The organism is Gordonia cholesterolivorans, from assembly GCF_039531975.1.
Classification (GTDB): Bacteria; Actinomycetota; Actinomycetes; order Mycobacteriales; family Mycobacteriaceae; genus Gordonia; species Gordonia sihwensis.
On record NZ_BAAARB010000002.1, the window covers coordinates 36,543 to 61,554 of the forward strand.

24 protein-coding genes and 2 tRNA genes are annotated in these 25,012 nt (G+C 65.5%); 11 read left to right on the top strand and 15 right to left on the bottom strand.

The window, feature by feature from the left end; translation table 11 throughout:
• The first annotated feature begins 84 nt into the window (after positions 1 to 84).
• Positions 85 to 1,203, top strand: coding sequence for an alpha/beta hydrolase (locus tag ABFX36_RS01850; protein ID WP_039867593.1), 1,119 nt, complete (start codon positions 85 to 87; stop codon positions 1,201 to 1,203).
• 89 nt (positions 1,204 to 1,292) lie between these two features.
• Complete coding sequence (locus ABFX36_RS01855; protein ID WP_006896778.1) at positions 1,293 to 1,622, top strand: PLD nuclease N-terminal domain-containing protein; 330 nt, start codon at positions 1,293 to 1,295, stop codon at positions 1,620 to 1,622.
• A 70-nt stretch (positions 1,623 to 1,692) separates the two neighbouring features.
• Here ABFX36_RS01855 and ABFX36_RS01860 read toward each other — a convergent pair whose 3' ends face one another.
• From ABFX36_RS01860 to dnaA, 12 genes are all read right to left on the bottom strand, one after another.
• A complete protein-coding gene (locus ABFX36_RS01860; protein WP_006896777.1) occupies positions 1,693 to 2,268 on the bottom strand; it encodes a dihydrofolate reductase family protein in 576 nt (191 codons plus the stop codon).
• A 97-nt stretch (positions 2,269 to 2,365) separates the two neighbouring features.
• The gene (locus tag ABFX36_RS01865) at positions 2,366 to 2,707 is read right to left on the bottom strand and encodes a hypothetical protein (RefSeq protein WP_006896776.1); all 342 of its coding nucleotides are present in this window, start codon (positions 2,705 to 2,707) and stop codon (positions 2,366 to 2,368) included.
• A 121-nt stretch (positions 2,708 to 2,828) separates the two neighbouring features.
• A tRNA-Ala gene (locus tag ABFX36_RS01870) sits at positions 2,829 to 2,901 on the bottom strand.
• A gap of 26 nt (positions 2,902 to 2,927) precedes the next feature.
• Positions 2,928 to 3,004, bottom strand: a tRNA-Ile gene (locus ABFX36_RS01875).
• Between the two features lie 61 nt (positions 3,005 to 3,065).
• Positions 3,066 to 3,980 carry a DUF3566 domain-containing protein gene (locus ABFX36_RS01880; protein WP_006896775.1) on the bottom strand — a complete coding sequence of 305 codons (915 nt, stop codon included), beginning with the start codon at positions 3,978 to 3,980 and terminating at the stop codon, positions 3,066 to 3,068.
• Between the two features lie 53 nt (positions 3,981 to 4,033).
• Positions 4,034 to 6,532 carry a DNA gyrase subunit A gene (gene gyrA, locus ABFX36_RS01885; protein ID WP_006896774.1) on the bottom strand — a complete coding sequence of 833 codons (2,499 nt, stop codon included), beginning with the start codon at positions 6,530 to 6,532 and terminating at the stop codon, positions 4,034 to 4,036.
• 91 nt (positions 6,533 to 6,623) lie between these two features.
• Complete coding sequence (gyrB, locus tag ABFX36_RS01890) at positions 6,624 to 8,678, bottom strand: DNA topoisomerase (ATP-hydrolyzing) subunit B (protein WP_006896773.1); 2,055 nt, start codon at positions 8,676 to 8,678, stop codon at positions 6,624 to 6,626.
• Between the two features lie 184 nt (positions 8,679 to 8,862).
• Positions 8,863 to 9,414 carry a DUF721 family protein gene (locus tag ABFX36_RS01895; protein ID WP_006896772.1) on the bottom strand — a complete coding sequence of 184 codons (552 nt, stop codon included), beginning with the start codon at positions 9,412 to 9,414 and terminating at the stop codon, positions 8,863 to 8,865.
• A complete protein-coding gene (gene recF / locus ABFX36_RS01900) occupies positions 9,407 to 10,657 on the bottom strand; it encodes a DNA replication/repair protein RecF (protein ID WP_346074740.1) in 1,251 nt (416 codons plus the stop codon). Before recF ends, ABFX36_RS01895 begins: the two co-directional genes overlap by 8 nt.
• 18 nt (positions 10,658 to 10,675) lie before the next feature.
• Positions 10,676 to 11,668, bottom strand: coding sequence for a phosphogluconate dehydrogenase (NAD(+)-dependent, decarboxylating) (gene gnd / locus ABFX36_RS01905; RefSeq protein WP_346074741.1), 993 nt, complete (start codon positions 11,666 to 11,668; stop codon positions 10,676 to 10,678).
• Between the two features lie 41 nt (positions 11,669 to 11,709).
• Positions 11,710 to 12,912 carry a DNA polymerase III subunit beta gene (dnaN, locus tag ABFX36_RS01910; RefSeq protein ID WP_006896769.1) on the bottom strand — a complete coding sequence of 401 codons (1,203 nt, stop codon included), beginning with the start codon at positions 12,910 to 12,912 and terminating at the stop codon, positions 11,710 to 11,712.
• Positions 12,913 to 13,461: 549 nt separating this feature from the next.
• Positions 13,462 to 15,081: a chromosomal replication initiator protein DnaA gene (gene dnaA, locus ABFX36_RS01915; protein WP_006896768.1), complete on the bottom strand. Its 1,620-nt coding sequence runs from the start codon at positions 15,079 to 15,081 to the stop codon at positions 13,462 to 13,464.
• Between the two features lie 309 nt (positions 15,082 to 15,390).
• Here dnaA and rpmH point away from each other — a divergent pair, with 309 nt between their 5' ends.
• The 9 genes from rpmH (at position 15,391) to ABFX36_RS01960 (ending at position 22,378) form a co-directional block, all read left to right on the top strand.
• A complete protein-coding gene (gene rpmH / locus ABFX36_RS01920) occupies positions 15,391 to 15,534 on the top strand; it encodes a 50S ribosomal protein L34 (RefSeq protein ID WP_006896767.1) in 144 nt (47 codons plus the stop codon).
• Positions 15,535 to 15,559: 25 nt separating this feature from the next.
• Entirely contained in the window at positions 15,560 to 15,982 is a 423-nt protein-coding gene (rnpA, locus tag ABFX36_RS01925; protein WP_045537112.1) for a ribonuclease P protein component, read from the top strand.
• Positions 15,979 to 16,296: a membrane protein insertion efficiency factor YidD gene (gene yidD, locus ABFX36_RS01930; RefSeq protein ID WP_006896765.1), complete on the top strand. Its 318-nt coding sequence runs from the start codon at positions 15,979 to 15,981 to the stop codon at positions 16,294 to 16,296. The genes rnpA and yidD overlap by 4 nt, the downstream gene beginning before the upstream one ends.
• Positions 16,297 to 16,299: 3 nt before the next feature.
• Entirely contained in the window at positions 16,300 to 17,475 is a 1,176-nt protein-coding gene (yidC, locus tag ABFX36_RS01935) for a membrane protein insertase YidC (protein WP_222110784.1), read from the top strand.
• A gap of 45 nt (positions 17,476 to 17,520) precedes the next feature.
• Positions 17,521 to 18,075, top strand: coding sequence for a Jag family protein (locus tag ABFX36_RS01940; RefSeq protein ID WP_045537109.1), 555 nt, complete (start codon positions 17,521 to 17,523; stop codon positions 18,073 to 18,075).
• Positions 18,076 to 18,702: 627 nt separating this feature from the next.
• Positions 18,703 to 19,407 carry a 16S rRNA (guanine(527)-N(7))-methyltransferase RsmG gene (rsmG, locus tag ABFX36_RS01945; RefSeq protein WP_045537107.1) on the top strand — a complete coding sequence of 235 codons (705 nt, stop codon included), beginning with the start codon at positions 18,703 to 18,705 and terminating at the stop codon, positions 19,405 to 19,407.
• A gap of 71 nt (positions 19,408 to 19,478) precedes the next feature.
• Positions 19,479 to 20,423 (top strand): ParA family protein, encoded by a 945-nt coding sequence (locus ABFX36_RS01950; protein ID WP_081598115.1) that lies wholly within the window; start codon positions 19,479 to 19,481, stop codon positions 20,421 to 20,423.
• Positions 20,420 to 21,505, top strand: a complete 1,086-nt coding sequence (locus tag ABFX36_RS01955; RefSeq protein WP_045537105.1) for a ParB/RepB/Spo0J family partition protein — start codon at positions 20,420 to 20,422, stop codon at positions 21,503 to 21,505. Before ABFX36_RS01950 ends, ABFX36_RS01955 begins: the two co-directional genes overlap by 4 nt.
• Before the next feature lie 111 nt (positions 21,506 to 21,616).
• Positions 21,617 to 22,378, top strand: a complete 762-nt coding sequence (locus ABFX36_RS01960) for a hypothetical protein (RefSeq protein WP_045537124.1) — start codon at positions 21,617 to 21,619, stop codon at positions 22,376 to 22,378.
• Here the strand turns inward: ABFX36_RS01960 and ABFX36_RS01965 are convergent.
• The 3 genes from ABFX36_RS01965 to trxB form a co-directional block, all read right to left on the bottom strand.
• Positions 22,333 to 23,484, bottom strand: a complete 1,152-nt coding sequence (locus ABFX36_RS01965; RefSeq protein WP_045537103.1) for an N-acetylmuramoyl-L-alanine amidase — start codon at positions 23,482 to 23,484, stop codon at positions 22,333 to 22,335. The two genes, ABFX36_RS01960 and ABFX36_RS01965, sit on opposite strands and share 46 nt — an antisense overlap.
• 163 nt (positions 23,485 to 23,647) lie before the next feature.
• Entirely contained in the window at positions 23,648 to 23,983 is a 336-nt protein-coding gene (trxA, locus tag ABFX36_RS01970) for a thioredoxin (RefSeq protein ID WP_006896757.1), read from the bottom strand.
• Between the two features lie 48 nt (positions 23,984 to 24,031).
• Positions 24,032 to 24,976 carry a thioredoxin-disulfide reductase gene (trxB, locus tag ABFX36_RS01975; protein WP_006896756.1) on the bottom strand — a complete coding sequence of 315 codons (945 nt, stop codon included), beginning with the start codon at positions 24,974 to 24,976 and terminating at the stop codon, positions 24,032 to 24,034.
• Between the last annotated feature and the right edge of the window lie 36 nt (positions 24,977 to 25,012).

Consider the following 25,012-nt stretch of genomic DNA (forward strand, 5'->3'; position numbering starts at 1 on the left):
AAACCCCGACGCCGCATCGGATCGAGAATGCGGTGGTCGGCCGATACCGCGGTCCGGCACGGTCTTGTCACTATCCTGAGAGCCATGGTTATGGCAGACCGCGACGGTGTGAAGACAGCCTCCGGACCGATCACCGCGCTGACGGTGGTGGGTCTGGTCGACAACATGCTCAACGGGCTGGCTCGGGTGCCCTTCAGTCGGCCTTTCCAGGGCGCAGGGGGAATCCTCGACAACATAGGTCAGTCCGTCACCCGGGCCACGGTCCGATCGTTCCTGGGATACTCGGTCAGCCTGCCGATCGAGGATTTCCGCTCCATGGAGAAGATCCTCGACACCGTGTGCGGGGCCATCCTCCATCCGGTGGTCGGATACTTCGGCGGCGTCGAGATCGAGAGCGACGTCGTCGGCGGCCAAGAGGGCGTCTGGTGCCGTGAGAAGGTCGCCGTGCGCGAGGCCGATCCGGAGGTGAAGGCGCGCGACAAGACCATCCTGTATCTGCACGGCGGCGGCTACTTCGGCACCACCCCGAACATGTATCTGATGTTCGCTGCAGCACTCGTCCGCCTCACGGGATGCCAGGTGTTCATCCCCGACTATCGGATGGCGCCGGAGTTCCCGTTCCCCGCCGCGTTGCACGACGCGGCCGATGCCTACCAGGGGCTGATGGACCTCGGTATCCCCGCCGAGGACATCATCGTCGCCGGCGACTCCGGCGGCGGCGGGCTCAGCACCTCGCTGGTCGTCTACCTGCAGGAGCAGGGCATGCCGAAGCCGCGGTCGTTGGTGCTGTTCTCGCCCGAGGTCGACCTCGACCTGTCGCAGGACTCCATCGTCGACAACGCGTCGAAGGATGTCCTGCCCTGGAACATCCCCGTCACCTTCTATCTCCGGGGCATCCAGCCCAACGACGAGCGGGTCTCGGCGGTCTACAGCCATCCGGATCCGGAGTGGTTCCCACCCACGTTCGTGTGCTGGGGCGGCGAGGAGATGTTCCGCGACGCGATCCGGGAGTTCGCCGAGCGGTTGCGCGAGGGCGGCGTGAATCTGCATGCGATGGAGGAACCCGGCATGTTCCACGTCTTCCCCATCCTGATGCCGTGGGCCGAGTCCGCCAAGCGCGTGTTCACGACGATTCGCGAGCTCGCCAAGGAGAACCTCGAATCCGACCCGCGGCCCCAGCCGACCGTCGCACCGGTGCCCTGAACTCGGGCGATTCCGGCTTCCCCGCCTCCGGCGCGGTGCGTACTGCGCTACCGTGAGGCATCCGTTTCGACTGCTATGGGGGAGTCAGCATGCCGTATCTCGGTGGAATCGTCTTCTTGATCTGGGTGGCGGCGTTGATCGACGTGATCATCGCCGACGAGTTCCGCGTCCGTCACCTGCCGAAGGTCGCCTGGGTGCTGATCGTGATCCTGATTCCGCTGGCCGGATCGCTGGTCTGGTTCCTGGTCGGCCGCCCCGAAGGCGGTGCTCCCGTGCCACCCCGGACCACCGGCTTCCCCGAATACGAGCGTCCCGAGTACAAGGCGGCGATCGCCGCCCGCGAGGAAGAGGAGTTCCGTCGCCGGGTTCGCGAACGGGCCGAGGCGCAGCGCCGCCGTGCCGAAGACGATGGGGAGTGACTGCGCCGCACGGCCATCGTGAACGGACGGCGCGTGCCGGTCGGGATTCAGCGGACTGAGGAGCGCGTCTCTACTGTCCGCCCGGATTCTCAACACGCCGGTAGCGCAAAGCCATCGCCCCCGACCGGAACTCCTCACGGTGCACCAGCTCGAGTCGGATGCGCTCGCGCAGACCCGACAGCAATGTCGGCCCGTGCCCGGCCAGGACCGGCTGGACGATGAACTCGTACTCGTCGATGAGGCCCGAGTCGGCCAAGGCCAGCGGGAGCGTCACTCCGCCGACCCACAGTCCCCCGCCAGGTTCCTGTTTGAGCCGCCGAACCGCTTCCCCGACATCTCCCGACACCAACTCCGCATTCCAGTCGACGGTGGCCAGGGTGCTCGACACCACGTACTTCTTCGCCCCGTCGATCGCCTCCGCGAACGGAACCTCCCACTGTTCCATCCAGTCCGGCCATACGCCGGTCGGCGGTCTCCGCCACGCCGACTCCATCATCTGATACGTCACCCGGCCGAGGAGCAGAGCATCGGCTCTCGCCATCTCGGCTGTCCAGTAGGCCATCGACTCCTCGTCCGGCGCGATCCCCGCCTCGTGATGACAGCACCCGTCGAGCGTCACGTTGATCGAGTATCGGAGTGGTCGCATCGCTCTCTCCTCAGCTCGTGAAGTTCCAGCTCAGTGCAGCGTACGACGGATCACCGGTCGGGAGACGGTCGACGGTGACAATGCGGCGGGAACTCGACTAGATCTCGGTGAGCACTTCTCCGGCAGGGAATGGGAGTGTGAATTCGTCGCCGACGTCACCGATGGCGTCGGAGACCGCGGTGGTGACAATGACGCGATCCGAGTAGAGCTGCCGGATCCGCACCGTGTATCCGCGGTAGTGAAACCGGTTGCGCAGGAACCCCAGCCCGCGCTCTTCGAGTGCTTCCTCGGCTGCGGACCAATCGGCCACTGGCTCCAGCGGCCGGCCCAGACGGTCGAACGGAATCAGGTCGGGCGCCTGAGACTCGAGGTCGATCCATCCGACGACTTCTCCGTCCTCACGACGGTGTGGGATCCAGTGACTGGGGATGGCGCTCATGGCTTCGCACGCTACCCGGGAGGTTGGCCATTCTTGGTGGTGTGGTGCCTCGGAATGTGCCCGAGGAAGGAAAAGAGCTACCCCTCGTGAGAGGGAGTAGCTCTGACTTCTGTCGAAATTGTGGAGCCTAGGAGATTCGAACTCCTGACATCCGCCTTGCAAAGGCGGCGCTCTACCAACTGAGCTAAGGCCCCGTGCCGGGTCACCGGCCGGTGAATTCTGGTGGGCCTAGGAGGACTTGAACCTCCGACCTCTTCGTTATCAGCGAAGCGCTCTAACCGCCTGAGCTATAGGCCCTTGAACCGAGAATGAAGATTACCCGAACCGCGATACATCTCCAAAACGGCTGGTCACAGCGCTAGTCAAGATCCGCGAGCGTCACCTCGACACCACCGACCATGTCCGCGCACACGTTGTAGATGTAGGCCGAGATGGTGGCGAGGGCTGTGAGAAGAATCGCAGCGACGACACCGAAGAGCGCACTGAACATGAATACCTGGCCGCCGCTGATCAAGTCCTGACCGCTGGTGCTGCCGTCCGCACTGACGAGCGTGCCGAAGGAACTGTTGATCTGATCCCAGATGCCCATGCCGCCCAGCACGCCGTAGAGGATGGCGACGGCGATCATCCAGATGAAGAACCCCGCGACCGAGAGGACCCCGGTCACCTTGAACACCGACCACGGGTCGACGCGGCGGATCTGAACCGCGGCGCGCAGCGGCGTGCCGACGGCCCGGGCAGGGATCGTCTGACTCGCGGCGCGGGCGATGGCCTGTTCCTTCGCCTGCTCGGTGTGATGAATGGAGTCCAGATCGGGCAGCTCGTCCTTCGGTGCGAGATCCTCGCGCGGAATGTTCCGCGTCTCCGACTCGACGAAGGGGGCGGGCTTGGCCGCTCCCGCAGCAGCCGGAGCGGCCGGGGCCTGCGGCTTGGCACCCGGCTGGTTCGCACCCGGCTGGGCGCCGGCCGGCGGTCCCGCAGGACCGGGCTTTCCGGGCTGAGGCGTCGGCCCCTGCTGAGCCTTGACCGCCGGCATCGGACCGGAGGGCGGACTCGACGGGACCGGTGGCTTCGACTCCGTCCGCGGGGAAGCACCCGAGACAACGCCGCGCGGGGGCGGACCGCCGGGACGGTCGTCGCCGACCGTCCCGGCGGCCTTGGCCATCTCCCCCGCGGTCAGCCCGGTCGCGGCGGAGGTCTCCGCACGCTTCCACGGCGGGGGCACGACCCCGCGTTCGACGTTCTTGTCGTCCGGCTGATTCGGTGTGCTCACAGGCGATTCCTCACTGAACGGGTACTACCCCAAACCCTAACCGCTGAGATGGGCTAGTTGTCGTCTGCCGCGCCCTCGTCCTCATCGGGCTCGTCCGCATTGCGCGCGATCGCGATGAGGTTGTCGCCCTCGGACAGATTCATCAGGCGCACGCCCTTGGTCTGCCTGCCGGCCTTTCGGACCTGCTTGGCCTTGGTCCGGATCACGCCTCCGCTGGAGGTGATCGCGTAGATCTCGCTGTCGAGATCGACGACGAGAGCACCCACCAGGTCGCCGCGCTTGGGATCGTGCTGGATCGTCAGCACGCCCTTGCCGCCGCGGCCCTGCGCCGAATACTCCTCGATGTCGGTCCGCTTGGCGTAGCCGCCCGACGTCGCGACCAGCAGGAAGGTGTCGGGCCGGACGACGGTGAGGCTGAGCAGCTCATCGTCGGCATTGAACCGCATACCCTGCACGCCCGAGGTCTGACGTCCCATCGGCCGCAGCGTCTCGTCGTCCGCGGTGAAGCGGATCGACTGACCCTTCTTCGACACCAGCAGCAGGTCGTCGTCGGCGCTGCACAGCCGCGCGCCGACCAGCTCGTCGTCGCCCCGTAGATTGATCGCCGCGATGCCGCCGGAGCGGTTGGAATCGAAGGCGTCCAGCCGCGACTTCTTGACCAGTCCGTTGCGGGTGGCGAGCACCAGGTACGGCGCGTCGTCGTAGCCGGAGATCCGGATCACCTGCGCGATCCGCTCCTCCGGCTGGAAGGCCAGCAGGTTCGCGACGTGCTGGCCGCGGGCGGTGCGGTTGGCCTCCGGCAGTTCGTAGGCCTTGGCGCGGTAGACGCGACCCTTGGTGGTGAAGAACAGCAGCCAGTCGTGGGTGCTCGAGACGAAGAAGTGGGCGACGATGTCGTCCTGCTTCAATCCGGCGCCCTGGACTCCCTTGCCTCCGCGCTTCTGGCTGCGGTAGAGATCGGTCTTGGTGCGCTTGGCGTACCCGGTCTCGGTGATCGTGACGACGACGTCCTCGCGGGCGATCAGGTCCTCGTCGGTCACATCGCCCTCGGCCGGAATGATCCGGGTGCGGCGATCGTCGCCGTACTTGTCGACGACCTCCTTGAGTTCGTCCCTGACGATGGCGCGCTGGCGTTCCGGGCGGGCCAGGATGTCCTTCAGGTCGGCGATCTCGCGCTCGATCTCGGCGAGTTCGTCGATGATCTTCTGCCGCTCGAGAGCCGAGAGTCGACGCAGCTGCATGGCCAGAATCGCATCGGCCTGGATCTCGTCGATGTCGAGCAGATCCATCAGGCCGGTCCGTGCCGCCTCGGTGTTGGCCGACGCGCGGATGAGGGCGATGACCTCGTCGAGCGCGTCGAGCGCCTTCACCAGGCCGCGCAGGATGTGTGCGCGCTCCTCGGCCTTGCGCAGCCGGTACCGGGTGCGCCGGATGATGACGTCGATCTGATGCGCCACGTAGAGGCGGATCATCTGGTCGAGCCGCAGGGTGCGCGGCACACCGTCGACGATCGACAGCATGTTGGCGCCGAAGTTGGTCTGCAGCTGGCTGTGCTTGTACAGGTTGTTGAGCACCACGCGAGCCACGCCGTCACGTCGCAGGGTGATGACGATGCGCAGGCCGGCACGATCGGACGACTGATCCTCGATCTTGCTGATGCCCTTGAGCTTGCCGTCGTTGACCTGCTCGGCGATCGAACTGATCAGATTGTCCGGGTTCACCTGGTACGGGAGCTCGGTGACGACCAGCTGAGTGGTGCCCTTGACCTCCTCGATGTCGACCACCGAGCGCATCCGAATGCTGCCGCGGCCGGTCATGTAGGCATCGCGGATGCCCTGGCTGCCGACGATCAGTCCGGCGGTCGGGAAGTCCGGCCCCTTGACGGCCTCCATGCAGGCGGCGAGCGTCGCCTCCTCGTCGGCCTCCGGGTTCTCCAACGCCCAGAACACGGCGTCCGCGACCTCGCGCAGATTGTGCGGCGGGATGTTGGTCGCCATACCGACCGCGATGCCGCCGGAACCGTTGATCAGCAGATTCGGGACGCGCGACGGCAGCACCGTCGGCTCCTGCGTCTTGCCGTCGTAGTTCGGGATGAAGTCGACGGTCTCCTCGGTGATGTCGCGCAGCATCTCCATGGCCAGCGGAGTGAGTCGGGCCTCGGTGTATCGCATGGCGGCGGCGCCGTCGTTGCCTCGCGAACCGAAGTTGCCCTGACCATCGATGAGCGGGTACCGCATCGACCACGGCTGCGCCAGACGCACCAGCGCGTCGTAGATCGAGCTGTCGCCGTGCGGATGGTAGTTACCCATCGTCTCCGACACCGGGCGGGCCGACTTCACGTAGCCGCGGTCGGGACGGAAACCGGCGTCGAATGATGCGTACAGAAGCCGGCGGTGCACCGGCTTGAGGCCGTCGCGGACCTCCGGCAGGGCGCGTCCGACGATCACGCTCATGGCGTAGTCGATGTAGCTGTTCTGCATCTCCTGCCCGAGATCGACGGGCTCGATGCGGTCCCCGCCGTTGTTCTCTGGCAGATCAGTTTCGTCGCTCATGAATCACTTTCCTGCGGCCAACGCCGCGTGCTGGCATCGGGTGCGGTCCCCGGCACTGCCGGGATCCGCGGAGTCGAAGTCGGTGGACGGATCAGACGTCGAGGAAGCGAACGTCCTTGGCGTTGCGCGCGATGAAGGTGCGGCGTGCCACCACGTCCTCGCCCATGAGGATCGAGAACAGTTCGTCGGCGGCAGCGGCGTCGTCGAGGGTGACCTGCTTGAGGACGCGGACCTCCGGATCCATCGTGGTCTCCCACAGCTCGCTGGCGTTCATCTCGCCCAGACCCTTGTAACGCTGGATGCCGTCGTCCGGGTTGATCTTCTTGCCCGCGGCGCGGCCGGCCTCGAGCAGCGCGTCGCGCTCGCGGTCGTTGTACGCGAACTCCGGCTCGGCGCCCTTCTGCCACTTGAGCTTGTACAGCGGGGGCATCGCGAGGAAGACGTGTCCCTGTTCGATCAACGGCCGCATGAAGCGGAACAGCAGCGTGAGCAGCAGCGTCGCGATGTGCTGACCGTCGACGTCGGCGTCGGCCATCAGCACGATCTTGTGATAGCGCAGCTTGCTGATGTCGAACTCATCGTGGATGCCGGTGCCGAAGGCGGTGATGATCGACTGGACTTCGGCGTTCTTGAGAACGCGGTCGATGCGGGCCTTCTCGACGTTGATGATCTTGCCTCGCAGCGGCAGGATCGCCTGGTACATCGAGTCGCGGCCCGACTTGGCGGAACCGCCCGCGGAGTCGCCCTCCACGATGTAGACCTCGCACTTGCTGGGGTCGTTGCTGCGGCAGTCGGCGAGCTTGCCGGGCAGGCCGCCGATGTCGGTCGCGGTCTTGCGGCGGACGAGCTCACGTGCGCGACGCGCCGCGAGTCGGGCCTGCTGCGAATCCGCGGCCTTGCGGATGATGGTCTTGGCCTCGGCCGGGTTCGCGTCGAACCACATCGCCAGGTGCTCGTTGCACGTCTTCTGGACGAAGCTCTTGACCTCGGTGTTACCGAGCTTGGTCTTGGTCTGGCCCTCGAACTGCGGGTCGGCCACCTTGACGGAGATGACGGCGGCCAGACCCTCTCGGATGTCGTCGCCGGAGAGCTTGCCGTCCTTCTCCTTGATGAGCTTCTTGTCGATCGCATACCGATTGACCGTGCTGGTCAGCGCCGCGCGGAAGCCCTCTTCGTGAGTACCGCCCTCAGCGGTGTTGATGGTGTTGGCGAAGGTGTGGACCGATTCCGCGTATCCCTCGTTCCACTGCATCGCGATCTCGACCTCGTGGCCCTCACCCTTGGCGGTGAAGCCGACGACGGTCTTGTGGATCGGGGCCTTGGTGCGGCTGTTGAGGTGCTTGATGTAGTCGATGAGGCCGTCCGGGTAGTGGTACGTCCGCGTCTTGACCTTGGCGATGGCAGTAGCCTTCTGCTCTTCGGTCTTGATGCTGGCGTCGCCGTCCTCCGACTCCTCCACCTCTGCCTCGAGCACGGCCTCGTGGACCCGCTCGTCGGTCAGGGTGATGGTGAGGCCCTTGTTCAGGAAGGCCATCTCCTGGAGCCGCCGGGCGATCGTCTCGATGTTGTACTCGGTGGTCTCGAAGATCTTCCCGTCGGCCCAGAAGGAGACGCTGGTCCCGGTGCCGGACGCGGCCTCGCCCTCGACGAGCGGACCCGGCTCGGCGTTGGTGTACGTCTGCCGCCACACCGAACCGTTGCGCTTGATCTCCAGCTCGACCTTCGTGGACAGCGCATTGACCACCGAGATGCCGACGCCGTGCAGACCGCCCGACACCGCGTATGAATCGGAATCGAACTTACCGCCGGCGTGCAGCTGGGTCATGATGACCTCCACCGCGGGCACACCCGTCGCATGCATGCCGACGGGCATGCCACGACCGTCGTCCACGACGCGGATGCCGCCGTCGGCCAGCAGGGTCACGTCGACGCGGGTGGCGTAGCCGGCCATCGCCTCGTCGACCGAGTTGTCGACGACTTCCCAGATCAGGTGGTGCAGACCGCGCTCACCGGTGGAACCGATGTACATGCCGGGACGCTTGCGGACAGCTTCCAGACCCTCGAGGATGCTGATCGAGTCGGCACCGTATTCGCTCGGCTTTGACTTGCCTGACTTCTTAGGTGCGTTGCCGCTGGTGTCTGCCACTCCGGTCAGCTCCCATTCGTGTTGGGGACAGTTACCGACCAGTGTACTTGGTAATCAACCCAGAGCCGCGTTTACCACGCCCCAGTAGCGACGGAGACCGACGAACTTGGTTCAAGCCGGGACCGATCATGGGTCGATCCGGTTTAAAGCCTCTCGTGTCGAAATCGGGCGATCGTTGCGCGGCTCAGCCGTACGTGTCGCGCGGACCGCGTCCGGAGATGTGCCGCGGCCCCTTCCGCCAGGACGGCGCCTGGGGGCCGGTGATCCGCAGACTCGTCACCATTCCGTGGCCGATCACCTTCGCGATCTTCGCGATGATCTGACCCTGCATGTACCGCAGCTGTGTGGCCCACGCCGTCGACTCGGCCCTGACGTGCAGGACGGTTCCCTCGAGCCTCGTCGGGTCGGCGTGGGAGGCGATGTCGTCGCCGACGATCGACGGCCACATGCCGAACAGCGCGCCCTCGGAGATGCGGGACTCCCAGCCGTGCTGCTTGGCGACCCTGCCGACCATGCTTCCCAGCGGTTGCGGGTCGCGAGGGTCCGGACCTGCTCCTGACCAGCGCCGACGCGATCGATCACTGGTCCGGCGCCTGCTTCTGATGGGTGCTGACCGTCCCATGCCGACGGGTTTGCCCTGAGCGCGGGCCAGCGCCCGGGCCTCTTCCAGAGCAGCCCTCGCGAGGTCGTACCCCGACAGCCCCTCCGGCTGCACAGTGGGTTTCTCGTCAGTCATAATCACTCCCCTCGTCCGGAGCGGTATCCGCGCCGGACGCCCCGGCCGAGGTCGGTCCCCCTTCGGGCGCGTCGTCGGCGGTCACCACCGAGTGCCTGCGACCATCATCGTCGGTGACTCCGACACAGATCCGGCGTCCGCCGATCGATTCGGGGATGTCGTCGGCGACGGCGGCGGTGATCAGCAGCTGATCGGCGCCGGAGGTGAACTCGGCCAGCAGTCTGCGCCGGGTGACGTCGAGTTCGGCGAAGACGTCGTCGAGCATGATGATCGGTTCGACGCCGTCGGCCCGCAGCAGTTCGACACTGCCGAGCCGCAGCGACAGCGCGAACGACCAGCTCTCGCCGTGGCTGGCGAAACCCTTCGCGGGTTCGTCGCCGAGACCGAGCAGGAGGTCGTCGCGGTGCGGTCCCACCAGGCACATCCCCCGCTCGATCTCCTTGCTGCGCAGTTCGGCGAGACGCTCGGCGAGGATGTCGCGGATCGCGGGCACCGCGTCGTCACCGCCTGGGCTGGCGTCGACGGCGGCGCCGGCGGCGGACCGGTACGAGATGTGCGCGGGCCTCGAGTGCGGGGCGATCGACGAGTAGGCCTCGGTGACGAACGGGGCGAGCTGCCGCACCACCGCGATGCGGGAGGCGGTGACCTGCGCACCCGTCTCGGCGAGTTGGGCGTCCCACACGTCCAGGGTGCCGAGCACCGAATCGGCCTGTGACCCGCCCCGGCGCATCGCCGCACTCGCAGTCTTGAGCAGCGCGGATCGCTGTCGGAGAACCCGGTCGTAGTCGGCCTTCGCGCCCGCCGCGAGCGGTCGCAGCTGCGCCACCAGTTCGTCGATGAAGCGGCGACGCTCCCCCGGTTCGCCGCGCACGAGTGCGAGGTCCTCGGGTGCGAACAGCACCGCACGCAGGATTCCGAGCACTTCGCGGGTGCGCCGAACCGGTCGCGTGTTGATCGTCGCCTTGTTGGCGCCCTGGGCCGGGATCGTCAGCTCGACGGTGAGTTCGCGGCCGTCGTTCTCCACCGTTGCTGTCACCCGAGCCGCCTCGGCGTCGGTCCGCACCAGCGGAGCGTCGGACGAGACCCGATGCGAGCGCAGGGTCGCGACATAGAACAGCGATTCGAGGAGATTGGTCTTGCCGAAACCGTTGCGACCGACGAAGACCGTGGTCCCGGGCGACAACGCGAACTGCGCGTGCGGCCAGGACCGGAAGTCGCGCAGAGTCAGCTCGCGAACGAACAACGAACCGCTACCTCGCCGTCACGAGTTCGGCGTTGCGGTCTCGCCGGAGCTCTGACCACCGGTCTCGTCGATGCTCTGACCACCGGTCTCGTCGGAGCTCTGACCAGCGGTCTCGCCGATGCTCTGACCAGCGGTGTCGATCATCGCGTGGCCGCCGAACTGGTTCCGCAGAGCCGAGACGGCCTTCAGCGCCGGCGACTCGTCCTGCCGCGAGGCGAATCGGGCGAAGAGTGCCGCCGAGATCACGTTCGCGGGCACCGCATGCCTGATCGCCTCCTCCACCGTCCAGCGACCTTCGCCGGAATCAGTGGTGTAATCCGAGATCCCGGCGAGGCCGGGATCGGCGTCCAGCGCCCGGACCAGCAGTTCCAGCAGCCACGACCGCACCACCGTACCCTGGGTCCAGGCCCGGAGCGTGCCCGCCACATCTTCGATCAGCGGCTCGGCATCGAGCAGTTCGTACCCCTCGGCGTAGGCGTGCATCAGCCCGTACTCGACGCCGTTGTGCACCATTTTCGCGTAGTGACCGGCGCCGACGGGGCCGGCGTGCACGAAGCCGTCTTCACGCTCTCCATCCGGACGGAGAGCGTCGAAGATCGGCATCACCGTCTCGACGTCGGCCTTTGAGCCGCCGACCATGAGACCGTAGCCGTTCTCGAGACCCCACACGCCACCCGAGACTCCGCAGTCGAGGTACCCGATACCACGCTCGGCGAGCAGATCCGCGTGGGGCCGATCGTCGGAGTAGTGCGAGTTGCCGCCGTCGATGACGATGTCGCCCGGAGCGAGAAGATCGGCGAGAGCGGCGACGTTCTGCCTGGTGATGTCCCCGGCGGGAACCATCAGCCACACCGCGCGCGGAGTCGACAACGCGCCGACCATCGCCTCGAGGCTCTCCGCGTCCGACACCTCGGGCCGCGGGTCGTAGCCGACTACCTCGTGTCCGGCGGCCCTCAGTCGGGTGCGCATGTTGGCGCCCATCTTGCCGAGTCCTACGAGTCCGAGTTGCATGGCGTCCTCTCCGGGAAGGAATTCAGGTCGGCTGCAGAGGCTCAGCCCGGGAGACGGACCGGCATCAGCAGATAGCTGAATTCGCTCGCCGACGCGGCGTAAGCACCCGACTCGTCGGCGGCCGGCTCGTCACCGGAAGACGGCCGCAGCACCGCCGGGCGGATCGCCGCACGACGCTGGCCCGAGCCGTCCGGTTCCGGGTTGGTGAACCCGAACTCCACCGTGTCGGTGCCGATCGCCGCCAGTCCGTCGAGCAGATAGTGGGGGTTGAACGCGATGATGATCGGTTCGCCGTAGAACTGGACAGGCAGCTCTTCCTCGGCCTTTCCGGCTTCGTCGCCGCCCGCGGTGAGCAGCACCGAGTCGCTGGAGAAGTCGAGCCGCACCTGGGCGCCGCGTTCGGCCACCAGTGAGACGCGCTTGATGGATTCGATCAGCGGGGCGCTCTCGACCACCGCGATCGAGGTGTGGTTGGCCGGAAACAGCTGGCGGAACTTCGGGAACTCCGCGTCCAGGAGCCGGGTGGTGGTCTTCTTCGCGTTGTTGGTGATGCCGAGCATCCCCTCGGAGCCGATCGCGTTCACGGCGCCGAACGCGAGTTCGACGTTGCCGGTGGCGTCGGCACCGGCCGACTTCGCGGCTTCGGAGAGGGTCTTGGCGGGAACGAGCGCCGCACCGGCCGCACTCGCATCCGCCGGGTTCCACTGCAGCTCGCGGACCGCGAGCCGGAAGCGGTCGGTGGCCGCGAGAACCACTTTGTCGCCGTCGATCTCGACGCGAACACCGGTCAGCATCGGCAGGGTGTCGTCCTTGCCCGCGGCCACGGCCACCTGCGAGACCGCTTCGGAGAACAGCTCTGCAGGAACCGATCCGGTGTTCTGCGGCACTTCGGGCAGCTCGGGGTAGTCCTCGACCGGCATCGTCGGCAGCGAGAACTTGGCGCTGCCGCAGCTGATCGCGACGCGGCTGCCGTCGATCGTGACGTCGACCGGCTTGTTGGGCAGCGCCTTGGTGATGTCGGCGAGCAGCCGGCCCGAGACCAGGGCTTTTCCTCCTTCGGCGACTTCGGCCGAGATGGTCTGGGTGGCCGAGACCTCGTAGTCGAAACCGGCTACCTGGAGTCCGTGCTCGTCCGCGGTCAGGACGACGCAGCCGAGAACAGGGACGGGCGGCCGGGAAGGCAGGCTCCGGGCCACCCACGCGACAGCATCGGCGAACTCGTCACGCACGACACGAAACTTCATCGGTGGTGTAACCCCTTCTCGACATGCCGGGTCTGGCGCAGGGTGCAGCAGGGCCCGGCGGTGGTTGGTCGCAGAACCCCACTGTAGAGCGCTTCGGCCTCGGATGCGGAACCGGATCGATAACTCGGTCGCGACTTCGGAGCGTCCGGCGAAGCGGACGCGGTCGCGCGGTCGCCGCAGGCTGTGTATGCACACAGCTTCTTTTAAAAGATCTTCTTCAAAGAAGAAATCTTCTTAGTAATAGGCGGTGTGAGTTCTGTGGGTAACAGCTCGTCTGTGCTGGTCACGGCCTCCGACGAGGTGTGGACTCCCGGTGGACGACGGCGGTGGATGAATCGGGGCGGTTGTGGACGGATCGAACTGTTCAACCGACACGCACCTGTTGTCCACAGAAATCGCCCCTGTTGTCACCAGATCATCCACACGTGCGACGCACGCGCGTCCTGGGCATTTCCATGGGGTCCCCCTCGCGGAGGAAACGTGAAAAAAGTCGGCGGCGGACTCGTCAGAGTCTGCCGCCGACGTCGAGAGTGCGCGCCAGTGTGCCGATCAGCGGTTCGCGCGCTGCTTGATGCGCGCGGTCAACTCCTGCACTTGGTCGTAGATGTTGCGGTTCTCATGCATCTCCTTGCGGATCTTCTTGTCCGCATGCATCACCGTGGTGTGGTCGCGATCGAAGGTCTCACCGATCTTCGGCAACGACAGATCCGTCAGCTCACGGCACAGATACATCGAGATCTGCCGCGGCAGCGTCAGTGCACGGACCTTGCTCGGACCGCAGAGATCGTCGATCGAGAGATCGTAGAAGTCCGCGGTCACCGCCACGATGCTCGCGGCGCTCACGTCCATCGGACCCGAGTCCGGGATCAGCGCCTTGAGCACCACCTCTGCCAGGGTGATGTCGAGTTCTGTGTTGTTGAGCGAGGCGAACGCGGTCACTCGGATGAGGGCGCCCTCCAGCTCGCGGATGTTGCGCTCGATCTTCGACGCGATCAGTTCGAGGACGTCGTCCGGTGCCGCGAGCTTGTCCATCTGGGCCTTCTTGCGAAGGATCGCGATGCGCGTCTCCAGGTCCGGTGGCTGGACGTCGGTGATGAGGCCCCACTCGAACCGGGTGCGGAGCCGGTCCTCGAGTGTCGCGAGCTGCTTGGGCGGCCGGTCGGAGGAGACGACGATCTGCTTGTTCGCGTTGTGCAGCGTGTTGAACGTATGGAAGAACTCCTCCTGGATGCCTTCCTTGCCCTCCAGGAACTGGATGTCGTCGATCAACAGCATGTCGATGTCGCGGTACCTGCGCTTGAAGGCGACGCGGCGGTCGTCTCGCAGGGAGTTGATGAAGTCGTTGGTGAACTCCTCGGTCGACACGTACTTCACGCGCATGCCGGGGAAGAGTCGTTGCGAGTAGTGGCCCGCGGCGTGCAGCAGGTGGGTCTTGCCCAGGCCGGACTCGCCCCAGATGAACATCGGGTTGTAGGCGCGCGCCGGATTTTCGGCCACGGCCACGGCCGAGGCGTGTGCGAATCGATTCGACGCGCCGATGACGAAGGTGTCGAAGGTGTACTTCGGATGCAGTGAGGTGGTGCCGTTGTCTGGTGCGCTCGTCTCTCGCTGCTCGAAGTAGTTCGACCACTCGCGCGGTTCCACCGGACGCGACGGCGGCGCCGACTGCGGGTAGTTCAGCGCAGCGAGCTGCTCGTCGGACGGGATCGCGGGACTCGCGGGATAGGTCGGTGTCGGGATCGCTGGGCCGGCGGCGTTCGCGGCGTCGTACGGGGAGCTCGGAACGAATGGTTCCGGTGTGACGTTTGTTGCACCTGTGGCGCCTGAGTGTGGATGAGTATCCCCAGCCGCTTCCGCACCATCCACGGGCTGGGGAGAGATCTCCTCCGGCTCGGCGACGCGGACCGCGATGTCGACGCTCTGGCCGAGGTGTCGACTGAGTGTGAGGCGCACCGCGTCGCGCAGATTCCGTTCGATCTGCTCCTGCACGAGCGTGTTGGGGACGGCCAGCAGTGCGAATCCTTCGATCATCGTCAGCGGCTGGACCAGCGACAACCAGGCTCGTTGCTGTCGGGTGAGCGGCTCCACCTCGGCCGGACCGGTGTTGGCCGACAGATCAGCGACGACTGCGTTCCAGATGTCGGAGAATGACTCCCGGTCGCCGGCCACTGGCTCCCCCTCGTTTGGTCGAATCGGATCGTTTCAGACCTAGAGGGTGCCACGAACGCGGGTCTCGGCGCGAGTTGTCCACAAAGTTGTCCACACCTGTGGATTGTTCTGTGAACAAATCCCACAGGTGTAATTCGGGTCTGGAGATATCTGCAGGTAACCCGTCGTTTGATTTGGTTTCCGGGGGCCAGTACCCTCGAAAGGTCGCCTGTACATGGACTGCGGTAACGCGCGCTCATCACGAGCTCGGCCCCGGCCGATCCATGAGGGGCCGAAGACCGCCTGCAGTTCCAACACGAGGAGTTTCCAGTGGCCAAGGGGAAGCGCACCTTCCAGCCGAACAACCGTCGTCGCGCTCGCGTGCACGGCTTCCGTCTGCGTATGCGGACTCGCGCCGGTCGCGCCATCGTGAACGCACGTCGTTCCAAGGGCCGCGCCAAGCTGACCGCCTGAGTCGCGAATCCGGCCCGGGCAATCGGTGTCGGCCGACTCGGCGCGGATTTCTAGGAAGTCCGATTTCACCCGCACACTCTCCAAGGGTGTGCGGGTTTCGGCACGTGATCTGACAGTTCACGTGGCGCCGGTCGCACCGGCGTGGCCGGACGGGAGTGGATTGCGCCCGGACGTGGCCCTGCACGGTGGGCCGTGGCTCGGCCTGATCATCTCGAAGAAGGTCGGTAACGCCGTGATCCGTCACAGGACCGCACGACGACTTCGTCGTGCCTTCGCCGAGAGTGCGCCCTCGGTGCTCCCGCCGGAGACCTTCGTTGTACTGCGAGCGCACCCCGGGATCGTGGATCGTTCGAGTTCCGAACTGGCCGAGACGCTGCTCGGCGCGTTCGCCCACCGCAAGGTGGCCGCTGCCTGTGCGCGTGCGGACCGGGGAACGGTCGTCCCATGAGTCTCGGACAGCGGCTCTATCGTCTCCCGCGGGCGAGCCTGATCTTCGTCATCGAGCTCTACCGGACGTGGATCTCGCCGACTCGAATGCCCACCTGTCGGTTCGAACCCACCTGCAGCGGCTACGCCGTCGAGGCGCTCGACAGACACGGATTCGTGTGGGGCTCGGTACTCGCGACGTGGCGCCTGCTGAAGTGCGGCCCGTGGCACAAGCCCGGTTACGACCCGGTCCCCGAACGAGGACCCGTGGAGTGGCTGCGCAGCAAGACTTCAAACAGTGGTGCCACCGCACCAACTTCAGATAGGGGTAAGTGAGCCGTGCTCAACTTCATCTACTACCCGGTGTCCTGGATCATGTGGGTCTGGCACTGGCTGTTCGACAGCATCATGCCGAACTCCCCCGGCTGGGACGGAATAGCGTGGGCCCTGTCGGTGGTGTTCCTGGTCTTCACCCTCCGCGCGATTCTGTACAAGCCGTTCGTCAAGCAGATCCGCACGACGAAGCAGATGCAGGAAATCAACCCGCAGATGCAGGCGATTCGCAAGAAGTACGCCAACGACCGGGTCAAGATGACCGAGGAGATGCAGAAGCTCCAAAAGGAGCACGGCTTCAATCCCCTCCTCGGGTGTCTGCCGATGTTCATGCAGATCCCGGTCTTCATCGGTCTGTTCCACGTGTTGCGTTCGTTCAACCGGATGGGTGCGGGCACTTCGATGCCGATCGGCGGTTCGGCCAGCGGCGGCATGACTGCCGAGCAGACCCGCAATACCGCCAACTACGTCTTCAGTGCCGACCAGGTGCAGAACTTCCTGGATGCGCGACTGTTCGGTGTTCCGCTCTCGTCGTACATCACCGAACCGGTCGACCAGTTCAAGGCGTTCGTCGATCCTGGCCAGCCCATCGACTTCTCGCGCTGGCAGATCGCCGCCGTGGTGATCCCGCTGATGATCGTGGCCTCGATCGCCACGCATATGAACTCGCGGGCCTCGGTCGCGCGGCAGAGTGCTGAGGCGATGGACAATCCTCAGACACGGATCATGAACAAGCTCGCACTGTACGTCTTCCCGCTGGGCATTCTGGTCACCGGTCCGTTCTTCCCGGTCGCCATCCTCCTGTACTGGGTCAGCAACAACCTCTGGACCTACGGCCAGCAGCACATTGTCTTCGGACGCATCGCACGTGAAGAAGAAGAGGCGAAGGCCGCGAAGGAAGAGCGGCTCAGGGCCGCAGCACCGAAGCCCGGCGCCCGACCCGACAAGACGAAGAGGGCACCGACCACGGTTGCGGTCGTCGACGGTGAAGTGGACGACGCGTCAGATGAGACGAAGTCCGCCGGCGGCAAGAAGTCGAGTCCAGCCAAGGGACAGGGCACGACCAAGCCGGCGGCCAACAAGCCGTCTCCGGGGCAGAAGCCGAGTCAAGCGAAGCCGGGCGGAGCCAGGAAATCCGGCAGCAAGCGCAATAAGAAGAAGGGTCGGCCCGGCGGCCGTTGACGGCGCCGCGACTCATTCAGACGTTTCCATTAAGTGAGGTAGAAGATGACGGACCAGACTGTGTCGAGTGACGACACTGAACAGGTCGATCCTGTGGAGCCCATCGAGCAGGACGCTGATCTCGACGAGATCGATGAAGAGGATCAGTTGGTCGAGGAGGGCGAGATCGCCGGCGACTATCTCGAGCAGTTGCTCGACATTCTCGACTTCGACGGCGACATCGATCTCGACGTCGACGGTGACCGAGCGATCGTCAGCATCGACGGCGGCAAGGACCTGACCAAGCTCGTCGGTCGCAACGGCGAGGTGCTCGACGCACTCCAAGAGCTGACGCGACTGGCTGTGCAGCAGTCGACCGGTGACCGCAGCCGCTTGATGCTCGACATCAGCCGCTGGCGTGCTGATCGCCGCAACCGTCTCGCTCGCATCGGCAACGAGGTCGCCGAGCGTGTGCGGGATTCGGGCGAGAGTGAGTCGCTCGACCCGATGACTCCCTTCGAGCGGAAGATCGTGCACGACGCCGTCGCCGCGGTTGACGGAGTTTACAGCGAGAGTGAGGGGGCGGAGCCGAACCGCCGTGTGGTCGTCATCAAGGAATGACGACTCCCCTGATCCGGGGTTAGCCCCGGTTGGATATCCGCAGACGATCCCCGCAACGCTCTGACAACAGGGTGTCGCGGGGATCGTCTTTTCGACACAGTGACTTTATGGGTCCAGGGTCTAAGGCCTTGTCCGTAACTCTCCCATTCGGTTGTTTTGACTTACGTCCGTGTGATTCTCCGGGTTAGCGTCATCTGATGCTCTGAACGAGTTTCACGTGAAACCCCGCTCGTGTCCGACTGCCCAGTTCGATCAATACCGTTCGCGGCTGGCCCTGTGTTTCACGTGGAACAAGACCAGGGGCTGAAGCTCCGGTCGACGCGTGGCGTCAGGTTGTGGGTTAGATCGGCAACCTGTGGAAATCGGTTCCCGACGTCGGGTGGCGGGTCGGTGCGGACTAAACTGAATGAGGCTGTCCGGCTACGGTGCGAAGTCTGTCCTCAGACCTGTGCTTGCTCTGAGCGTGTCCGCTCCCCTAGCAGGGTGGCCGGTAGTTGTCTCGATCGTGGATCTGCTGCGTGCTTCAGGATCGCGGCTCGCGAGCGGAGCGGGTTTCACGTGAAACCACTCAACCGATCGGGCACCACAACGGCCGTGTTCCACGTGGAACATCGAAGGGATGGATAGATGTCAGAGGACGACTCGACGCCGGCGGCTGCCGAATCGACGCCGGAGATCGCTGCGGCCATATTCGGCGAACGACTGCCGCTGGCCGAGAATTATGCGCGGATTCTGTCTGAGGAGGGCGTGGTCCGCGGACTCATCGGTCCCCGTGAACTGCCGCAACTCTGGACCAGGCACCTGCTCAACTGTGCCGTGGTTTCCGAGGAGATTCCTGATGGTGCGAGCGTCATCGACATCGGGTCCGGCGCGGGCTTGCCCGGTATCCCCCTCGCGATCGCTCGTCCGGACTTGGCGATCACCCTCATCGAGCCGTTGCTTCGCCGGACCACCTTCCTTGAGGAAGTGGTCTCCGGGCTTCCGCTCGACAACGTGACGGTGGTGCGCGGTCGCGCCGAAGAGAAGGCGGTGCTGAAGGCCGTGGAGCCGGCGGATGTAGTCACGTCGCGGGCTGTCGCGCCGCTGGAACGGCTGGCGAAATGGTCCGCTCCCCTGATCCGAGGAGGCGGCAGATTGGTCGCACTGAAGGGGCAGTCTGCGCCTGACGAGATCGCTCGCGATTGGGAGAAGGTGATGAGGTCCGGGATCCGGGATCTGGCAGTGGCTCAATGCGGGACGATGCTGGAGACGCCGACCACGTTGATAGTCGGGCGGCGGAATGAGACAGCACGTGATGCGCGGGCGGCCCGTCGGGCTGCCCGCCGGAACTGATGGAGGCTCAAGAATTGGTGTCATTTCGCCGGAGGGCGCACAATGGAAGCACTGACCGAAGGAGTTCCGGGGTGCCCAACCACGAGCCCAGCGTTTCACGTGAAACGCCACCAGTACCGCCAGTGCAGAGCTACGACGACACCCCGATAGCGACCGCGGCAGCCCGCGCGAGCCAGGTTTTGACCCCCGGCGGCACCGGCAGGCTCCCCCGACCGCCACAGCCGCGGGTGATGACTATCGCGAACCAGAAGGGTGGAGTCGGGAAGACGACGTCCGCCGTGAACCTCGCGGCCGGCCTCGCGCTGCACGGCCTCGGGGTCCTGGTCATCGATCTCGATCCGCAGGGTAATGCGAGTACGGCCCTGGGCATCGACCATCGCAAGCCGGGGATCGCGTCTGTATACGAGATGCTTCTCGACGACGTGCCGCTGCGGGAAGCGATCCAGAAGTCGCCGGCCAACGATCGGCTGTACTGCGTGCCGTCAACTCTCGATCTCGCCGGCGCCGAGATCGAGTTGGTTTCCGTCGTAGCGCGCGAGAGTCGCCTGCGAAATGCCCTCGATCCGGCCGTGCTGGCCGAGCTCGAGATCGACTACGTGCTGATCGACTGCCCTCCGTCGCTCGGGCTGTTGACGGTCAACGCGATGGTCGCTGCCCGTGAAGTCCTCATTCCGATCCAGTGCGAGTATTACGCGCTCGAGGGCGTGGGCCAGCTGCTGCGGAATATCGAACTCGTCCAGGCACATCTGAACAAAGAACTGCATGTGTCGACCATTCTGTTGACCATGTATGACGGCCGCACCAAGCTCGCGGATCAGGTGGCTGCGGAGGTTCGGAATCACTTCGGCGACAAGGTGCTGTCGACGATCATTCCCCGCAGTGTGAAGGTCTCCGAAGCTCCGGGCTTCGGTATGACGATCATCGAGTACGACCCGGGTTCACGTGGATCCATGAGTTATCTCGACGCCGCCCGTGAGTTGGCGGAGCGAGGCGCTGCTGTAGGAGGAACGGTATGAGTCAGCGAGACACTCAACGTCGCGGAGGTCTGGGACGAGGTCTGGCAGCGCTGATTCCTACGGGGCCGAGCGATGACGATCACGGTGTGAATACCACGAAGATGGGTTCCGCCGCCGCGGACGTCGTCATCGGTGGCGGATCACCGAAGGTCGGCGCTGCGGTGGCGGAGAAGCCATCGTCGGATCTCCTCGCGCCGACCGGTCCCGCGCCCTCAGCGTCACCGGCCTCTTCCGCGAGCGGTGGAGCAGACGAGATCGGCGCCGTCTACCGTGAGATCGCACCGAGCGATATCGAGCCGAACCCGAAGCAGCCGCGCACCGTCTTCGACGAGGAGGCGCTCTCCGAACTCGAGCACTCGATTCGGGAGTTCGGTCTCATGCAGCCGATCGTGGTGCGGGAGCTCCCCTCCCCCGGCGCGAATGGCGCGCGCTATCAGCTCATCATGGGCGAACGACGGTGGCGCGCCGGCAGCAATGTGGGCCTGGAGACCATCCCGGCCATCGTTCGGGAGACCCCGGATGGCGATCTGCTCCGAGACGCTTTGCTGGAGAACATTCACCGAGCACAGCTGAACCCACTCGAAGAGGCCGCCGCCTATCAGCAGTTGCTCGAAGAGTTCGACGTGACACACGAAGAGCTCGCCACTCGGCTCGGTCGATCACGCCCGGTGATCACCAACATGATCCGGCTGCTGCGGCTCCCGATTCCGGTCCAGCGCAGGGTTGCGGCCGGTGTCCTCTCCGCCGGGCATGCTCGCGCACTCCTCGCTCTGGAAGCGGGTGCCGACGCACAGGAGGCACTGGCGGCGCGGATCGTCGCGGAGGGATTGTCGGTCCGAGCCACAGAGGAAGCGGTCACTCTCGCGAATCGGGACGGCGTCGACGACAAGCCCGCCGCGAAGAAGCGGAAGCCGATGGAGATGCCGGGACTGCAGGATGTGGCGAACCGGCTGTCCGATCGTCTCGATACCAAGGTGACGGTGAGCCTGGGTAAGCGGAAGGGACGCGTGTCGATCGAATTCGGATCGGTCGACGATCTGGAGCGGATCGTCAACGTGATCGCCGAACAGACCGAAAAGTAGTCCCGCAAAGGGGTATACGAGAATACGCGGCTGTTTCGTCACTGTGACGGCGTCCCTGGGTGACGCGAAACCTTGACGATCTTCCGCCGCGAGAAGGAGGAGACCGCAGCGATGGGTCTGTCTGTGGTGCCACTGGAGCTCGAAGACTTCGAGACTCTGCCGCTGCATTCCCGTCGTTGCGTCTTCTGGGAGGTCGATCGGACCGGTGGGTCGCCCGCGATCGACACGGTGATCACCGGAGGTGATAGGCGCACCGACTCCGCCGGACCCGAGAGTGAGTTCGACAAAGAGGCGTGGCTGTCGGGACTGCTGCTGGAGTGGGGTGTGTGCTGTCAGGTCGCTGTGGAACCCACGACCGGACGAGTCGTCGGTGCCGCCTTCTACTCCCCGCCGGGACGGGTGCCCCGCGCGCAGCACTTCCCCACCGCCCCGGTCGGTGCGGATGCCGTTCTACTCACTACGATTCGCATGGAACCGGGCTTCGAGAGCGAGTCGACGGCGCTGCTCGACGCCGTCGTGGCCGACCTCGTCCGGCGCGGAGTGCGCGCGGTGGAGGCGTTCGGTTTCAGCGGCGACGACGAGTCCCTCGCGATGGATCTGGTGACGTTGCTTCTCGGCAGCGGCCTGGCCGCTGACGTGTGCCGCCGGTGCATTCTGCCGACCCGACTGCTGACGGACTTCGGGTTCGAGGTGGTCGCCGACGACCCGTACCTGCCGCGTCTGAGGCTCGAACTCGACGAGGGCCTGGGTTGGAAGAGCCAGGTGGAGCGTGCGCTCCGGAAACTGGTGGAGACCCCGCCGGCGGAAATGCTGGCGGACCCGATCAGTCAGCCGGTGACCTGTTCTGCCGCAAGGAGTTCGGCGAACGTGTAAGTTCCGGTCGGCCGGTCGTTCTCACCGAGCAGGTACAGTCGCTTGACTGCGACCAGGACGGCTTCGGCGATGGTGTCGCGGATGGCGGGGTCGCTCAGCTGCGCTGCGTCGTGAGGATTGGTGATGTAGCCGGCTTCGATCACGATGACCGGCATCCGCGTGGAGCGCAGGATGTTCCAGGTCCGCGGATGGCTGCGGCAGTCGAGGAAGCCGGTGCGTGCCACGATCTCCCGCTGGATGTACCCGGCGAGATTGCGCCCGATCGTGGAGTAGGAACCGTGCGTGTTGCCGAAGTAGAACGTCGCGAGCCCGCTGGCCTTCTCGTTCGGGTAGTGGCCGGTTCGCAACGAGATCATCAGGTCGACATCGGCGAGATTTGCCACCCGCACACGGTCGTCGTCGGTCGGAGTCGTCTTCGCGTCATGCGACAGGAATGTCTCCATACCCGCGGCGGACATCCGGCCCTCGAGACGGGCCGCCAGATCCCAGAGCAGGGTGTTCTCGTTCCCGATGGGGCTCTCGTCGCCGGGATCGATCAGAATGCGCTTGCCGGTGAGCTGCGGACCGGACTTGCGAACGTGCTCCTCCTCGCGGATCGCGTGCGGCGAGCCGCCGGTGACGCGGGTGCCGAGACGTTCCAGTGATCGCAGCGTCGCGGGCCCGCAGATGCCGTCGGACGAGAGACCGTACTCGGTCTGGTACAGGCAGACGGCGTGGTGCGTCACCTCGCTGAAGATTCCATCCACCAGTCCGTGGTAGTAGCCGAGATTCTGCAGGCGCGACTGGAGCGTGGCGACGTCGTCGCCCGTCATCGGCGCGGAGAGCCGGTAGAGCAGAATGCGGGCGCCCAGACGGTACGAGGCTTCGCGCAGGGCGGTGTAGGTGGCGTATCCGACGATCCCGTCGACGATCAGTCCGCGTTCCTGCTGGAAGGCGCGCACCGCACGGTCGCAGTCCTTGTCGAAGACCGCCTCGGGCGGCGACCAGGGGCCCTGCGTGGTGGACGGCGGGGTGGGTGCAGCGTCGGGCAGTAATCCACGGGTGGCCAGAATGGCCCTGATCTCGGCTACCGCAGAACCGTGGTCCCCCAGACGCAACACCTGCATACGTACTTCCCACTCTCTCGATACCGCCGACCCGGACCGAGGCATTGCTGATCCGAGACTCGCACCATTCTCTCAGCCAGCGCCGGGCGCGACAAATGATCGCGCCGTTCTGTGACGATCGGCCCACGGCCCGGGTGCGGGCGTGGGCCGATCGGCAGCGATGTCAGGCGAGGACGTCGGACAGTTCGCGAAGCAGAGCCGCCTTGGGCTTGGCGCCCATGATGGTCTTGACCGGCTTACCGCCGGAGAAGAGCATGAGCGTGGGAATGCTCATGATCTGGTACTCGCGGGCGACGTTCGGGTTCTGGTCGACGTCGACCTTCGCGACGGTTAGCTTGTCGCTGTTGTCGCGGGCGATCTCCTCGAGCACCGGAGCCACCATTTTGCAGGGGCCGCACCAGGTGGCCCAGAAGTCGACGAGGACGGGCTTGGACCCGGAGGCCTCGATCACGTCGCCGGCGAAGGTCGCGTCGGTGACTGCAACGGTGTTCTCAGACATTCTTCCTCCTGAATGGTCGTCGGCTCGGATGGCCGGCGTGAGGTTCGGTCAGGCGTGGGCCTGGTCGGCGAGCCATCGTTCGGCGTCGATAGCGGCCGAACAGCCGCTGCCGGCGGCGGTGATCGCCTGTCGGTAGGTGTGGTCGACGAGATCGCCGCAAGCGAAGACGCCGGGAAGGTTGGTGTACGTGGTGCGGCCGACGACCTTGACGTAACCGTCGTCGTCGAGCTGGACCTGTCCCTTGACGAGATCGCTTCGCGGATCGTGACCGATCGCGACGAACATTCCCGTCGCGTCGAGCGTCCGGACCTCCCCGGTCTCGGTGTCGGTGAGCTCCAGTTCGGTGACGGTGTTCTCGCCCTTGACCGCCGAGACGGTCGCATTGGTGATGAATCGGATCTTCTCGTTCTCGCGAGCGCGTTCGAGCATGATCTTCGAGGCGCGGAACTCGTCGCGGCGGTGGATCAGCGTGACCGACTTCGCGAACTTGGTCAGGAAGGTCGCTTCCTCCATCGCTGAGTCGCCGCCACCGACCACCGCGATGTCCTGGTCCCGGAAGAAGAAGCCGTCGCAGGTGGCGCATGCGGAGACACCGCGGCCGAGCAGTTCCTGCTCGCCCGGGACGTTGAGATAACGTGCCGCCGCCCCCATCGCGAGGATGACGCTGCGGGCCCGGTGGACTTCGCCGGCGACCTCGACCTCTTTGATCTCGCCCTCGAGCCGCAGGGCGTCGACCTCCTCCATGCGCAGGTCGGCTCCGAAGCGGAGCGCCTGCTCGCGCATCTCGTCCATCAGTTCGGGACCCTGGATCCCCTTCTGGAAGCCGGGGAAGTTCTCGACCTCGGTCGTCGTCATGAGGGCGCCGCCGAAGGAGATGCCCTCGAAGACCAACGGCGACAGTTCGGCCCGGGCAGCGTAGATCGCCGCCGTGTAGCCGGCAGGCCCCGACCCGACGATGATCACGTCATGGATCTGGTTCTGGTTGTCGCTCATCAATCCTCCGTTGTCGCGTAGTCCGCTCGGTGCGGC

Bases quoted from the DNA above. Each gene is read 5' to 3' on its own strand.
- ABFX36_RS01865 (WP_006896776.1), bottom strand. From the start codon at position 2,707: ATGAGCGCCATCCCCAGTCACTGGATCCCACACCGTCGTGAGGACGGA.
- ABFX36_RS01940 (WP_045537109.1), top strand. From the start codon at position 17,521: ATGACGGACCAGACTGTGTCGAGTGACGACACTGAACAGGTCGATCCT.
- ABFX36_RS01965 (WP_045537103.1), bottom strand. From the start codon at position 23,484: ATGCAGGTGTTGCGTCTGGGGGACCACGGTTCTGCGGTAGCCGAGATC.
- trxA (WP_006896757.1), bottom strand. From the start codon at position 23,983: ATGTCTGAGAACACCGTTGCAGTCACCGACGCGACCTTCGCCGGCGAC.
- ABFX36_RS01895 (WP_006896772.1), bottom strand. From the start codon at position 9,414: ATGACTGACGAGAAACCCACTGTGCAGCCGGAGGGGCTGTCGGGGTAC.
- trxB (WP_006896756.1), bottom strand. From the start codon at position 24,976: ATGAGCGACAACCAGAACCAGATCCATGACGTGATCATCGTCGGGTCG.
- yidD (WP_006896765.1), top strand. From the start codon at position 15,979: ATGAGTCTCGGACAGCGGCTCTATCGTCTCCCGCGGGCGAGCCTGATC.
- ABFX36_RS01850 (WP_039867593.1), top strand. From the start codon at position 85: ATGGTTATGGCAGACCGCGACGGTGTGAAGACAGCCTCCGGACCGATC.
- rsmG (WP_045537107.1), top strand. From the start codon at position 18,703: ATGTCAGAGGACGACTCGACGCCGGCGGCTGCCGAATCGACGCCGGAG.
- ABFX36_RS01955 (WP_045537105.1), top strand. From the start codon at position 20,420: ATGAGTCAGCGAGACACTCAACGTCGCGGAGGTCTGGGACGAGGTCTG.
- ABFX36_RS01960 (WP_045537124.1), top strand. From the start codon at position 21,617: ATGGGTCTGTCTGTGGTGCCACTGGAGCTCGAAGACTTCGAGACTCTG.
- dnaN (WP_006896769.1), bottom strand. From the start codon at position 12,912: ATGAAGTTTCGTGTCGTGCGTGACGAGTTCGCCGATGCTGTCGCGTGG.
- ABFX36_RS01855 (WP_006896778.1), top strand. From the start codon at position 1,293: ATGCCGTATCTCGGTGGAATCGTCTTCTTGATCTGGGTGGCGGCGTTG.
- ABFX36_RS01860 (WP_006896777.1), bottom strand. From the start codon at position 2,268: ATGCGACCACTCCGATACTCGATCAACGTGACGCTCGACGGGTGCTGT.
- gnd (WP_346074741.1), bottom strand. From the start codon at position 11,668: ATGCAACTCGGACTCGTAGGACTCGGCAAGATGGGCGCCAACATGCGC.
- gyrA (WP_006896774.1), bottom strand. From the start codon at position 6,532: ATGAGCGACGAAACTGATCTGCCAGAGAACAACGGCGGGGACCGCATC.